Here is a 12,444-nt window from a genome sequence, read left to right as displayed (position 1 = left end):
CCATTTGCTCTCTTTGAAAGGGATCGGTGTACTTACACCCTGGGTGTTGCCAGAAATTGCGGTCGCTGTTCGGCCCGCTGTGTGAAGCTGTTCGCTTGCGCATACTGGTCGGCGTTCATGATATCTGGCAGCATCGATACCGTAAAACTCCAGGCAACGGCGATGCTGATACCGGCTACAGTCAGTATATCAGGGGCGCTTTCCTGCAGGCTGTCATCAAGCATTTGCCATGTCCCCCGGAGCTGTCGGGTCACCCGATCAACCCAGGGCTGATGTTGCTTTTCCTCCGGCCTGAGGCGTCGTTCGTAAACGAGTTGCACCGCTTTTTCACAGGCTGTCAGAGCAAGTCCCGTGAGGCATAATTCCCGCAGGCCTTCCGGCCCGGACTCGGGGGGATTGCCAAGAGAGCGGGTGGACAGTTTCTCCAGATAGCTGATGATTAAGGTTGAGTCCATCAGTACCTGATTGTCTTGCGTGATAAGCGTGGGGACTTTGACCGCCGGGTTAATTTTCACCAGTGTCTCAAAATCGGCAAACACCGAGAGCGGACGATGTTCGAAATCAATACCCAACACTTTCATACAGATAGCCACGCGTCTGACATAGGGCGAATCCAGCATTCCGATCAGAACCATAGTGTTACCTCACCTCATTTTTGTTAATAAATTCGACTACCTGTCTGGCTACAGGCAGTGGAGCATCTTCCATCAAAAAGTGTCCGGCCTGCTCATAGATATGCAGCGTGGAAGACGAAATATCGCGTTGCAGACGCTGGCTATATTCAACGGGCTGCCATTCATCTTCTTTCCCCCATAAGATCTGTACGGGCAGATTCAGAAGAGGGAGCTTCTCCGCAAAGTCTGCCGTGTAACAGGAATTATAGTGAGCGACCTGATGCTGATAAAATGAGGCCTGCTCCACCACGCCACAAAGTGGCGCGAGATAACTCTCCAGCCGTTCCCCTGTCATCACTTCCTTTTTAAAAACGGCCATCTTTAGCTGGCGTGACATCGCAATACAATGTTGGCTGGCCGGTATCAATGCATATTCCGCATAATTATCCCGCATGTCTTTCCATGTAGGCGATGGCCAGGAGTCGTAGCTTGGAATATCGGCGAGGGTGAGTGTCTGGAGGCGGTCCGGGTAATCGAATGCCAGCCGAAGTGAAATTGCCCCACCGATGTCGTGACCCAAAAAGTGTGCTTTATCCAGTTGCCAGTATTCAAGCAGTCGTAGCAGAAAAGTCACCTGTGAGGCTACCGATGTATCCGTTTTCACCGGGCGTTCGGATGCGCCGAACCCTGGAAGGTCATACAGATGAACACGAAAGCCTGCGTCGACAAATATCGGGACGAGTGTCTGCCAGATGACAGAATGCGCAGGCGTGCCATGAACCAGAATCAGTGGCGTGCCTGAGCCGTGGACCCCCGTCGCAATGCGACAACCCTTTATCACAACGTGTTGAGTCAGTAATGGATTACAACCTGGCATAGTTTGCTCCGCTTTTATTCAGTCTGAGCAGGCTATCCGTTGACTGAATATGACGCCAGTGACATTCTTTCCCTCTGGTAACCCACTTTTGTCATAATAAAATGAATAAACGCCTCTCCGTTGATTCGCTCAGGGTGTTCAGAACCGTCGTTCAAACCGGCAGTATGAGCAAAACGGCTTCACTCCTCAGCCTGAGTCAGTCTGCTGTGAGCTGGAAACTCAGGCGACTTGAAGATCAGCTTCAGTGTCAGCTCCTGACACGTCACGCAGGGAAAGCCTGCCCGACTGAAAAGGGCAGCGTGTTACTCCAGCATGCGGTGAAAATACTCAGCGAACACGATAACGCTGTGGCCTATTTTTCACCTTCGGCATTGCGCGGAAAGCTCCGTGTTGGGGTAACTGAACACATTTCTCTGACAGAAGTATGTTCAGTTATTGCTCTGTTCACTCACCATCATCCTGAGGTGGATGTCCAGCTGGTTGTTGAGCAAAGCCATCTCCTGCGTCAGCATTTTTCTGAGGGGGGACTGGACATCATTTTACACCAGGATTTCACGGGCATGGCCAGCGGCGAAGACAAGGTACTCTGGACAGAAAAATTATACTGGTGTGCACCTCCTTCGTGGCGGTATGCATCCGGTAATCGCCTTAAACTGATCACCTGGGGGACAGATTGTTTTTATCGCCGTATGGCTGAGGAGAAACTGAATCAGGCTGATATTACCTTTATGGTGATGCTGGAGTGCCCTTCAGTGGCAGGTATGCTTGCGGCGATAAATGCAGGCCTTGGGGTGGGAATAATGAATGAATTCAGCATCGCAAAACCGGTTAGCGATCTTTGCGAACTTGAACAGAGGATGCCGTTGCCGTCGGTGGATTGTCTGCTACGTGTGAACGAACACCGCTATAACCCTGCAAGTGAGGCTTTCTGTCTGATACTGAGCCGGCTGATGCAGAGATCTGCTAAGGCGGGGGATATCAATAGCAGTCAGTCATGATTTTATCGAAGAGGCATGCGACTTTCTGATTCATTAATAGCGGGTCGCGGTGGCTGCATAATACATATTACCGTTTGCTGAACGGCATCTTTAAATAGTTTTCTGATATTTCATTTAGAAGAATATTAAATTTAATTCGTCAATAAAAATATTCCCATTCTTCTGGCGGGTTCAAGGTAAATTTTATCTGAGCACGATATATTTTCAGCTTGTCGTATTTTGGATGCCCGGGAATGTACGAATTCAATTTGATATTGCTGCTGTTACAACAAATGTGCGTGTTTTTGGTGATTGCCTGGCTGATGAGTAAAACGCGGTTATTTATTCCGCTGGTTCAGGTGTCGGTTCGGCTGCCACATAAGTTATTGTGTTACATCACATTTTCCATTTTTTGCATTATGGGAACCTACTTTGGCCTGCATATCGAGGACTCTATTGCCAATACCCGCGCGATTGGCGCCGTGATGGGCGGGTTGCTCGGCGGCCCGGTGGTCGGGGGGTTAGTGGGGCTGACCGGCGGGATCCACCGTTATTCGATGGGCGGTATGACGGCGCTGAGCTGCATGATTTCAACCATCGCCGAGGGATTATTAGGGGGTCTGGTACACAGTGTTTTGATCAAGCGTGGACGTATCGATAAGTTATTTAATCCGCTGGTAGCGGCCGGTGTCACCTTTGTTGCAGAAATACTGCAAATGCTAATCATCCTGCTTATTGCCCGCCCGTTTCACGATGCGCTTAATCTGGTCGGCAGCATTGCCGCACCGATGATGGTGACGAATACCCTCGGGGCCGCGATGTTTATGCGTATCCTGCTGGATAAGCGGGCAATGTTCGAAAAATATACCTCGGCGTTTTCGGCCACCGCGCTGAAAGTGGCCGCCTCGACAGAAGGCATTTTGCGACGCGGGTTCAACGAAGAGAACAGCATGAAAGTGGCACAGGTGCTGCTGAAAGAGCTGGATATCGGGGCTGTGGCGATTACCGATCGTGAGAAATTGCTGGCCTTTACCGGTATCGGCGACGATCACCATCTGGTGGGCAAACCCATCGCATCACAATATACCTGGCGTGCTATCGAGAACGATGAAGTGGTGTATGCCGACGGCAACGAGATGCCTTACCGCTGTTCACTGCATCCCAGCTGCAAGCTGGGTTCAACCCTGGTGATCCCGCTGCGGGGTGAAAATCAGCGGGTGATTGGCACGATCAAATTGTATGAAGTTCGCAACCGTCTGTTCAGCTCCATCAACCGCACATTGGGCGAGGGGATTGCCCAGTTGCTGTCGGCGCAGATCCTCGCCGGTAAATTTGAGCAACAAAAAGCGTTGCTGGCACAGTCTGAAATCAAGCTGTTGCATGCTCAGGTTAATCCGCATTTCTTATTCAACGCCCTCAATACGTTAATGGCGGTGATCCGCCACGACAGTGATAAAGCCGGTCAACTGGTGCAGTACCTGTCGACCTTCTTTCGCAAGAATCTCAAACGCTCTTCTGAAGTCGTTACGCTGGCGGATGAACTGGAGCATGTGAATGCCTATCTGCAAATCGAGCTGGCAAGATTTCCGACGCAACTGAAGGTGGATTTACAGGTGCCGGAGGCCTTTTCTGATCAGAGCCTGCCTGCTTTCACCCTGCAACCGTTAGTGGAAAATGCCATCAAACATGGCACTTCTCAGTTGCTGAGCAATGGCAATATTGTGATCCGCGCTTACAGTGAGGGCGAAATGGTGATCATCGAAGTGGAAGATAACGCCGGGTTATATCAGCCGGAAGAAAGCAGCGACGGGTTAGGTATGAGCCTGGTCGATAAACGTCTGCGGGCGCGCTTTGGCGATGATTATGGCATTACGGTCAGTTGTAAACCGGATGATTTCACCCGCGTCACGTTACGGCTGCCTGCGGAGGGTGCGCCATGTTAAGAGTGCTGATTGTCGATGATGAGCCGCTGGCGCTGGAAAATTTACGCTTACAGCTTCAGGATGAAAGCGATATTGAAATTGTCGGTGAATGTACCAACGCCATTGAAGCGATTGGCGTGATCCACAAAATCCGTCCTGACATTGTCTTTCTCGATATTCAGATGCCGCGCATCAGCGGGCTGGAAATGGTCGGTATGCTCGATCAGCAACATCGCCCGCACATCGTTTTCCTCACCGCGTTCGAGGAATATGCGGTGCAGGCGTTTGAACAGTGCGCGTTTGACTACTTACTCAAACCCATCCAGGCGGCGCGGCTTCAGAAAACGCTGGCGAGATTACGACTGGGCTATCAGGAGCAGGATGTCTCACAGTTACCGCAATATCAGCAGCCGCTGAAGTTTATCCCCTGTATCAGCAGTAACCGTATCTGGTTGTTGCAGCTTGAAGATGTGGCTTTTGTCAGCAGCCGGGTCGGCGGGGTGTATGTCACCGGACAGGACGGCAAAGAGACATTCACCGAACTGACCCTGCGCACGCTGGAAGTTCGTACGCCGTTGTTACGTTGTCACCGGCAATATCTGGTGAATATGGATTATCTGAAGGAGATCCGTCTGGAGGATAAGAACCAGGCGGAACTGCTGCTGCGTGATGGTCAGATTGTGCCGGTCAGCCGCCGCTATCTGAAATCACTGAAAGAGACGGTGGGGCTGTAAACCCCGCCGCTTTTCTTTTGGACACATGGGTCAGACAGGGCTGGCCGGACGCAGCCGGGCAAAGGCCGCGCGGATTTCGGTTTCGGGCAACTGCATGCCAATGAAAACTAACGCACTGCGCGGCGTTTCGTCCGGCAGCCACTCGCGATCCCAGTCGGCGCTGTAGAGGCGCTGTACGCCCTGAAACAGCAGGCGGCACGGGTGATCGGCTATCCATAACATCCCTTTATAACGCATCAGGTTATCGGCAAAACTGGCCAGCAGTTCTTCCATCACCTTCGATATCGCGGTCAGCGCCACCGGATAATCCAGTTCTACCACAATCGAGGAAACGGTGTTTTGCTGTGGCGCGAGGCGATGGAACAGCGGTCTGGCGGCGACCACGTCTTCCTCCAGCATAAATCCGCGGGTATCAAACAGCAGCGCCGGATCGATATCCCCCTGAACTGTTTTATAAACCGGTGCACGGGCATTAATGCGTTGCAGCCGCTCCGTCAGCTCAGAACATTCACCGGACACATCAGTTTTAGTCAGCAGGATGCGGTCGGCATAACCAATCTGCGACTGCGCCAGCGGGAACTGATCCAACTGAGACATGGCATGCACGGCATCCACCAGCGTGATAACGCCATCTAACACATATCTTTCACAGATGACTTCATGCGCGAAAAACGCCTGAAGGATCGGGCCGGGATCGGCCATGCCGGTGCATTCGATTATCAGCCGGTCAAACTGCACCTCGCCTTTATCTACGCTGTCGAGCAAATCCAGCAGCGCCGATTCCAGCTCGCCCGAACGGGTACAGCAGATGCAGCCGTTGGATAAAGTGGTGATCCGTGTGGCACGGTCGCCAATCAGCTGGTTATCGATGGGCATCTCGCCAAATTCATTCTCGATCACCGCAATTTTCATCTCGTGCTGGGTATGCAAGATCTGGCGTAAAAGCGTGGTTTTCCCGGCACCCAGGAAGCCTGTTAATACTGTCACTGCAATTGGCGTCATAATTTTATTCCCCTTAACAACAGCGCATTCCGCCTTTACCATCTCCGCCGTAACGCGCCTGCTGACGCTCGCGGAAAAACTCCTCGTAGGTCATTGGCGGCGTATCCGGGTGGTTGGTCTGCATATGCAGGACGTAGGTGTCGTAATCCGGTATGCCCACCAGCATACGTGCGGCCTGACCGAGGTATTTCTTCGCCGCACCTAAGTTGTCAAACATACGTACTCCTTTGAATTTATGCTGAAAAGCCCCGCGGGTGCGGGGCTTTGAGGTAAACGGTCAGTGCCCGGAGGCGATTTTTATCCCTTCCGCAGGAACCGGCACATAAGGCGTTTCCTTATCGGTACGTTTGTCGGTTTTACGTGCCTGCAGGCAGGCGCGGATACCGTAGAAAATGATGCTGTACACCACAATCAGGAACAGAACACTCAGCCCGGCGTTGGTGTAGTTGTTGATGACAATATGGTGCATATTGCTGACTTGTTCTGGTGTCAGGTTCGCGCCGCCAGTGGCAATGCGTTCTTTATACTGACCGGCCATGTAGAAGAAGCCTTCCATCTGTGCATTGGTGCTGAACAGTTTCAGACCCAGCGCCCAGGTGGTGCAGATAAGCAGCCAGATGGCTGGCAGCATGGTGACCCAGATGTACTTCGTACGTTTCATTTTCACCAGAACGACGGTGGCGAGGATCAGCGCGACGGCGGCCAGCATCTGGTTTGAGATACCGAACAGCGGCCACAGACTTTTCACGCCACCCAGCGGATCGACCACGCCCTGATACAGCAGATAACCCCACAGCCCGACACAGCCTGCGGTGCCGATAATCCCGGCGATCAGTGAATCGGTTTTTTTCAGGAACGGGATAAAGTTACCCAGCAGATCCTGCAACATAAAGCGGCCGGAACGGGTGCCCGCATCCAGTGCGGTCAGGATGAACAGCGCTTCAAACAGAATGCCGAAGTGATACCAGAAGCCCATATCGGCCAGCGGCATAATTTTGTGGAACACGTGCGCAATCCCGACGGCCAGCGTGGGTGCACCACCTGCGCGGTTCAGCACTGAGGGTTCGCCGATGTCTTTCGCCGTTTGCATAATCTGCTCAGGCGAGATCACAAATCCCCATGAACTGACGGTTGCTGCAGCGTGCGCCGTGACGTCTTTCAGTTGCGCCAGAATCATCGGCGCATGATCACCGCCCAGTTCGTGCAGGTTTGGCATGGTGATGCCCAGACCGGCTGGCGGGGTATTCATGGCGAAGTACAAACCCGGCTCGATGATTGATGCCGCGACCAGCGCCATCACTGCCACGAAGGATTCCATCAGCATTGCGCCGTAACCGATAAACCGTGCATCGGTTTCGCAGGCCAGCAGTTTAGGCGTGGTGCCGGAGGCGATCAGTGCGTGGAAACCAGACACCGCACCGCAGGCGATGGTAATAAACAGGAACGGGAACAGCGCACCTTTCCACAACGGACCTGTGCCGTCGATGTACTGGGTCAGGGCAGGCATTTTCAGTTCCGGATTGAGGATCACGATACCGATCGCCAGCCCGACGATAACGCCGATTTTCAGGAACGTTGCCAGATAATCACGCGGCGCCAGAATCAGCCACACCGGCAACAGAGCGGAGACAAACGCATAACCAATCAGGGTAAAGGTAATGGTGGTGTCTTTGAAGGTCAGCGCCGGACCCCAGTAAGGATCGCTGGCGATAACGCCACCGAACCAGATAGCCGCGACAAGCAGGATCACGCCAATCACCGAGATCTCACCCACGCGACCCGGGCGGATAAAGCGCATGTAGATGCCCATAAACAGGGCAATCGGCACCGTAGAACACACGGTAAACACGCCCCACGGGCTTTCAGCCAGTGCTTTCACCACGATTAAGGCCAGCACCGCCAGAATAATAATCATGATCAGGAAACAGCCGAACAGGGCGATAGTGCCCGGCACCGGCCCCATCTCTTCTTTGATCATCTCGCCCAGGGACGCGCCGTTACGGCGTGAAGAGATGAACAGCACCATGAAGTCCTGCACCGCACCGGCCAGAACCACACCGGCCAGCAACCACAGAACGCCCGGCAGATACCCCATTTGCGCGGCGAGCACAGGTCCGACTAACGGACCCGCCCCGGCGATAGCGGCAAAATGGTGGCCGAACAGTACGTTGCGGTTGGTCGGCACATAGTTCAGGCCGTCATTGTTGATTACCGCAGGCGTCGAGCGCGAAGGGTCGAGTTTCATGACCTTTTGCGCGATATACAGGCTGTAATAGCGATAGGCCACCAGATAAACCGAGACAGAGGCCACGACTATCCATAAGGCGCTGATATGTTCACCCCGCCGCAGGGCAACCACACCCAGACAGCAGGCACCGAGGAGAGCCACAATCATCCACGGTATGTGCTTGAATAATGCTTTTTTATTCATAAATAACCCGGTTATTTTAAAAGACTCACGAAATACCCGTCTCTGTTTTCTTTATTAAGGACCGCTTTCAGAGAGGCAGGGACCTGTTTTGTTACACACTTTACTGCCCGCATAGGGTGCCAAATTCGCAGGCGCGCAGGGGGGAAACTTGGTAAGCGGTCACAGAGGGAGATAAGCGGTTATTACGCGGAATAAGCGGTTCAGGGAGCGATTAATGCAGCAAAATCTGTGATTTAGATCACTGCACCGGTTATGCCTGAAAGCCCGGGCATCGGCGTAACTTTTGTGGCAGAGCCGTGTTTTGACAGGTAAATTATTCATTTGCTAAATGATCCGAGGGATCAATCAACACATTCAGGGAGTTTTTATGAAAGGTAAGTTTCCGCAAGGCTTTATGTGGGGCGGGGCAACGGCGGCCAATCAGGTTGAAGGTGCTTACGATCAGGATGGCAAAGGGCTGTCGATTGTCGATGCGATTCCGGGTGGCAAAGCGCGTCTGAACATCGTTTCCTCACCGGAGTTTGATTTCACCCTTGATACTGCAAACTACACGTATCCCAATCATAAAGGCATCGATCACTATCATCGCTTTCAGGAAGATATCGCGCTGTTCGCGGAAATGGGATTCAAATGTTACCGCTTTTCTATCGCCTGGACCCGCATCTACCCGAACGGTATTGAGCAGGAACCTAACGAAGCGGGGCTGAAGCATTATGATCAGGTGATTGATGCCTGTATTGCGCACGGCATCGAACCGGTGATCACCATTTCCCATTATGAGATGCCGCTCCATCTGGCTACCGCGTTTGGCGGCTGGAAAAACCGTGAACTGATTGGTCACTTTGAGCGTTTTGCCCGCACGGTGCTGACCCGCTTTGGGCATAAAGTGAAGTACTGGATGACTTTCAACGAGATCAACAGCGCGGCGCATTTCCCGATCATGAGTCAGGGGCTGACGGTAAAAACCGGCGCACTTGAGGCGCAGGCGAAATTCCAGGCGTGGCATAACCAGTTTGTCGCCAGCAGTCTGGCGGTCAAAATCGCCCATGAAACCAACGCACAGATTCAGATTGGTTGCATGATCCTGTTTGCCACCAACTACGCTTATGACTGTAATCCGGTTAATCAACTGGAAACCCTGAAAGAGACGCAGGCGTTTAATTTCTACTGCGCCGACGTGCAGGCCGGTGGTAAATATCCGTATTACGCCAAAAGTTTGTGGAAGTCTCAGGGTGTTGAACTGGATATTCAGCCGGGTGATTTAGCGCTGATTAAAGAACATACGGTGGATTACATTGGTTTCAGCTACTACATGTCTTCAACCATCAACAAAACCAATCCTGACGCGGTTTCGGCGCAGGGCAACTTGCTTGGCGGCGCGCGCAATCCGTTCCTCGAAGCCAGTGAATGGGGCTGGGAAATCGATCCGGTCGGCCTGCGTATTGCCCTCAATCAACTGTACGATCGCTATGAAAAGCCGTTGTTTATTGTCGAGAACGGGCTGGGCGCCGTCGATAAGCCGGATGAAAACCACTTTATTGCCGATGATTACCGTATCAACTATCTGCGCCAGCATATTCAGGCGATGGCTGAAGCCATTGACGACGGCGTGGAACTGATGGGTTATACCCCGTGGGGATGTATTGATCTGGTGAGTATGTCTACCGGTGAGATGAGTAAACGCTACGGTCTGATTTATGTCGACCTCGACGATAAGATTTCCGGCACCGGTAACCGTTACAGGAAGAAATCGTTCCACTGGTATCAGAAAGTGATCGAGACGAACGGCACAGATATCAGCTGATATTCCCCCGCCAGGTTTGAAAACAGTCCGGGTGATAGCCGGACTGTTTTCACCGACCTTAAGTCAGCAAGTCATCGAAGACGCTGGCGCTGATTTTCGTGAGCGTGGCGAACGTGAGTGGCATTCATCAGAGGCTGTTTCCTTTCCTCGTGGCTTGCATGAATAATTTCACCTCGCCACTGGTAAGTCTGAATATCGGGTTGTGTAAGCGGGAGAAAGCATCTCCCGTTTCATCGCCCAGTTTTTTTCAATACCCTGTCCTGCAAACCAGATCTTTCCTTTCCCGGAGTTATTTAATTTATCGATAGCCTCCATTAACGCTGCACTGTTTTTTCGTGGAGCGTTATCGTCAAATAAATTTAGCTGCGCTACTCCATTACTGAAAAAATCAGCCAACATAACGCCAGCCTTCATATATTGATGGCCATCAACCCATATTCTCTTCAGGGAGTTTGTGGCCGAATTTATAATGTCACGAGTATCATTAGAAGGGGTCAGTAGCTTCATGGATGCTTGATTTCCATAGTATGTTTCATTATGTGCGTGTGGGCTGGTATGAAGGAAAACACTAACGAAACGGCAGAACTGGCGCTCACTACGTAGTTTTTCTGATGCTCGCTCAGCATAGTCACAAATGGCTTGATGCATATCCGAATACTGAGTTATGCGGTTGCCAAAAGATCTACTGCAGATGATCTGTTGTTTTTCTGGTGCAAACTCTTCCGGTTCAAGACATTGTTCACCTCGAAGTTCACGAACAGTCCTTTCGAGAACAACATTGAAGTGTTTTCTTATTACCCATAATGAGCTTTCAGCCAGGTCAAGTGCTGTATTAATACCCATTGAATTAAGTTTCTTACTAATTCTCCGGCCAATACCCCAGACATCCTCAACAGAGATAATTGCCAGTAGCCTGCGCTGACGTTCAATATTCGATAAGTCGACAATGCCACCAGTGCCACGCCATTTCTTGGCTGCATGGTTAGCTAACTTTGCTAATGTCTTTGTTTGTGCAATACCAACCCCCACAGTTAATCCTGTATTTTTAAATACTCTATTTTTCATTTCATGACCGAAGCAATTTAGGGGCATGCAATTTATTACCCCAGATAAATTAACGAAGGCTTCGTCTATTGAGTAAACTTCGATCGAAGGAGACATTTCAGTTAGCGTCTGCATAACTCGCTCACTTAGATCGGCATAAAGTGCATAATTAGAACTGAATACATAAACCCTGGAGCTATATGTATTGTTTTTTATTTTAAAAAATGGCTCACCCATTTTAATACCAAGGGATTTTGCCTCGGCTGAGCGAGAAATAATACAGCCATCATTATTGGAAACGACGACAACAGGCTTCCCCTGCAAGTCTGGCCGAAAAACAGTTTCGCAAGAAGTATAAAAACTATTTACGTCGATGAGAGCGAACATAATTATTTATGCGCCTTAATACTAAAAATGACCACTCCGAATATTTCTAATTCTTCTGCATTTTGAAATGAAATCGAAGAATAATCATCGTTGTGAGGTACTAGCTGTAGATAAGGATGAGTACGAAGTTCTTTCACGGTGAATTCACCTGAAACAGCAGCAATAACAATATCGCCATGTACGGCTGAAAGCGAGCGATCAACCACTAAAAGATCCCCATCACTGATGCCGGCGCCATGCATAGACTCCCCGCTAACTTTTATGAAGTAAGTGGCACTCGGATGTCTTATCAGCAATTTGTTGAGATCCAGTCTGTCCTCGACATAGTCCTGCGCTGGGCTCGGAAAGCCACAGGGCACTTTCTCAGAGAAGAGAGGAAGCATGACTGGTTGAGAAGCCTCAGTTGGTCGAATGAGCTGCATGATGTTGATCCCGATATACTGTGTTTATATACAGTATTGCTGAATGCAGCTAAGGATCAAGAAACTTGTGAAGCGATTCCTGAAAGTGCTTGAAGTGTCTGTTAATTTAGTTTGTGTGGTATCCAATATAGTTTTGTTGCCTGACTTAAACTCAGTTCAGCGAAACCGTAGCACTCTGACGGTAAGTCACCTCGGTCCCTGCTCTTCGATGAAGAACTGGCTTTCGGCAC

Annotated in this window: 11 protein-coding genes; 4 read left to right on the top strand and 7 right to left on the bottom strand. The window is 51.0% G+C overall.

The window, feature by feature from the left end; translation table 11 throughout:
* Positions 1–32 precede the first annotated feature (32 nt).
* Together UC14_RS05130 and UC14_RS05125 are read right to left on the bottom strand one after the other, a co-directional pair.
* Positions 33–635, bottom strand: a complete 603-nt coding sequence (locus UC14_RS05130; RefSeq protein ID WP_013578138.1) for a glutathione S-transferase — start codon at positions 633–635, stop codon at positions 33–35.
* A gap of 4 nt (positions 636–639) precedes the next feature.
* Complete coding sequence (locus tag UC14_RS05125; RefSeq protein WP_014416672.1) at positions 640–1,491, bottom strand: alpha/beta fold hydrolase; 852 nt, start codon at positions 1,489–1,491, stop codon at positions 640–642.
* 101 nt (positions 1,492–1,592) lie between these two features.
* Between UC14_RS05125 and UC14_RS05120 the strand changes: the two genes are divergently transcribed.
* From UC14_RS05120 to btsR, 3 genes are all read left to right on the top strand, one after another.
* A complete protein-coding gene (locus UC14_RS05120) occupies positions 1,593–2,489 on the top strand; it encodes a LysR family transcriptional regulator (protein ID WP_013578140.1) in 897 nt (298 codons plus the stop codon).
* A 233-nt stretch (positions 2,490–2,722) separates the two neighbouring features.
* The gene (locus UC14_RS05115; RefSeq protein ID WP_013578141.1) at positions 2,723–4,411 is read left to right on the top strand and encodes a sensor histidine kinase; all 1,689 of its coding nucleotides are present in this window, start codon (positions 2,723–2,725) and stop codon (positions 4,409–4,411) included.
* Complete coding sequence (btsR, locus tag UC14_RS05110; protein ID WP_013578142.1) at positions 4,405–5,124, top strand: two-component system response regulator BtsR; 720 nt, start codon at positions 4,405–4,407, stop codon at positions 5,122–5,124. The genes UC14_RS05115 and btsR overlap by 7 nt, the downstream gene beginning before the upstream one ends.
* Before the next feature lie 30 nt (positions 5,125–5,154).
* On the opposite strand, the gene yjiA is transcribed toward btsR, so the two are convergent.
* From yjiA to UC14_RS05095, 3 genes are read right to left on the bottom strand one after another with little or no spacing between them, the layout of a single operon-like run.
* Positions 5,155–6,126: a GTPase gene (yjiA, locus tag UC14_RS05105; protein WP_112197342.1), complete on the bottom strand. Its 972-nt coding sequence runs from the start codon at positions 6,124–6,126 to the stop codon at positions 5,155–5,157.
* A 13-nt stretch (positions 6,127–6,139) separates the two neighbouring features.
* Complete coding sequence (locus UC14_RS05100; protein WP_013578144.1) at positions 6,140–6,343, bottom strand: YbdD/YjiX family protein; 204 nt, start codon at positions 6,341–6,343, stop codon at positions 6,140–6,142.
* 60 nt (positions 6,344–6,403) lie between these two features.
* A complete protein-coding gene (locus UC14_RS05095) occupies positions 6,404–8,557 on the bottom strand; it encodes a carbon starvation CstA family protein (RefSeq protein WP_112197341.1) in 2,154 nt (717 codons plus the stop codon).
* 367 nt (positions 8,558–8,924) lie between these two features.
* Here UC14_RS05095 and UC14_RS05090 point away from each other — a divergent pair, with 367 nt between their 5' ends.
* Entirely contained in the window at positions 8,925–10,361 is a 1,437-nt protein-coding gene (locus UC14_RS05090; RefSeq protein ID WP_112197340.1) for a glycoside hydrolase family 1 protein, read from the top strand.
* Between the two features lie 168 nt (positions 10,362–10,529).
* On the opposite strand, the gene umuC is transcribed toward UC14_RS05090, so the two are convergent.
* Positions 10,530–11,792, bottom strand: a complete 1,263-nt coding sequence (gene umuC, locus UC14_RS05085; RefSeq protein WP_014416677.1) for a translesion error-prone DNA polymerase V subunit UmuC — start codon at positions 11,790–11,792, stop codon at positions 10,530–10,532.
* Positions 11,793–11,794: 2 nt separating this feature from the next.
* Complete coding sequence (umuD, locus tag UC14_RS05080) at positions 11,795–12,214, bottom strand: translesion error-prone DNA polymerase V autoproteolytic subunit (RefSeq protein WP_013578148.1); 420 nt, start codon at positions 12,212–12,214, stop codon at positions 11,795–11,797.
* Positions 12,215–12,444: the final 230 nt, after the last annotated feature.

Origin of the sequence: Rahnella sp. NRRL B-41462 (assembly GCF_003263525.1) — a bacterium.
Classification (GTDB): Bacteria; Pseudomonadota; Gammaproteobacteria; order Enterobacterales; family Enterobacteriaceae; genus Rahnella; species Rahnella aceris.
The sequence above is the reverse complement of the archived record's forward strand: the minus strand, read 5'-3'. Positions and strand labels throughout refer to the sequence as shown.

Excerpts from the sequence above, each read along its gene's own strand:
- UC14_RS05130 (WP_013578138.1), bottom strand. The coding sequence starts at position 635 with ATGGTTCTGATCGGAATGCTGGATTCGCCCTATGTCAGACGCGTGGCT.
- UC14_RS05125 (WP_014416672.1), bottom strand. The coding sequence starts at position 1,491 with ATGCCAGGTTGTAATCCATTACTGACTCAACACGTTGTGATAAAGGGT.
- UC14_RS05120 (WP_013578140.1), top strand. The coding sequence starts at position 1,593 with ATGAATAAACGCCTCTCCGTTGATTCGCTCAGGGTGTTCAGAACCGTC.
- UC14_RS05115 (WP_013578141.1), top strand. The coding sequence starts at position 2,723 with ATGTACGAATTCAATTTGATATTGCTGCTGTTACAACAAATGTGCGTG.
- btsR (WP_013578142.1), top strand. The coding sequence starts at position 4,405 with ATGTTAAGAGTGCTGATTGTCGATGATGAGCCGCTGGCGCTGGAAAAT.
- yjiA (WP_112197342.1), bottom strand. The coding sequence starts at position 6,126 with ATGACGCCAATTGCAGTGACAGTATTAACAGGCTTCCTGGGTGCCGGG.
- UC14_RS05100 (WP_013578144.1), bottom strand. The coding sequence starts at position 6,343 with ATGTTTGACAACTTAGGTGCGGCGAAGAAATACCTCGGTCAGGCCGCA.
- UC14_RS05095 (WP_112197341.1), bottom strand. The coding sequence starts at position 8,557 with ATGAATAAAAAAGCATTATTCAAGCACATACCGTGGATGATTGTGGCT.
- UC14_RS05090 (WP_112197340.1), top strand. The coding sequence starts at position 8,925 with ATGAAAGGTAAGTTTCCGCAAGGCTTTATGTGGGGCGGGGCAACGGCG.
- umuC (WP_014416677.1), bottom strand. The coding sequence starts at position 11,792 with ATGTTCGCTCTCATCGACGTAAATAGTTTTTATACTTCTTGCGAAACT.
- umuD (WP_013578148.1), bottom strand. The coding sequence starts at position 12,214 with ATGCAGCTCATTCGACCAACTGAGGCTTCTCAACCAGTCATGCTTCCT.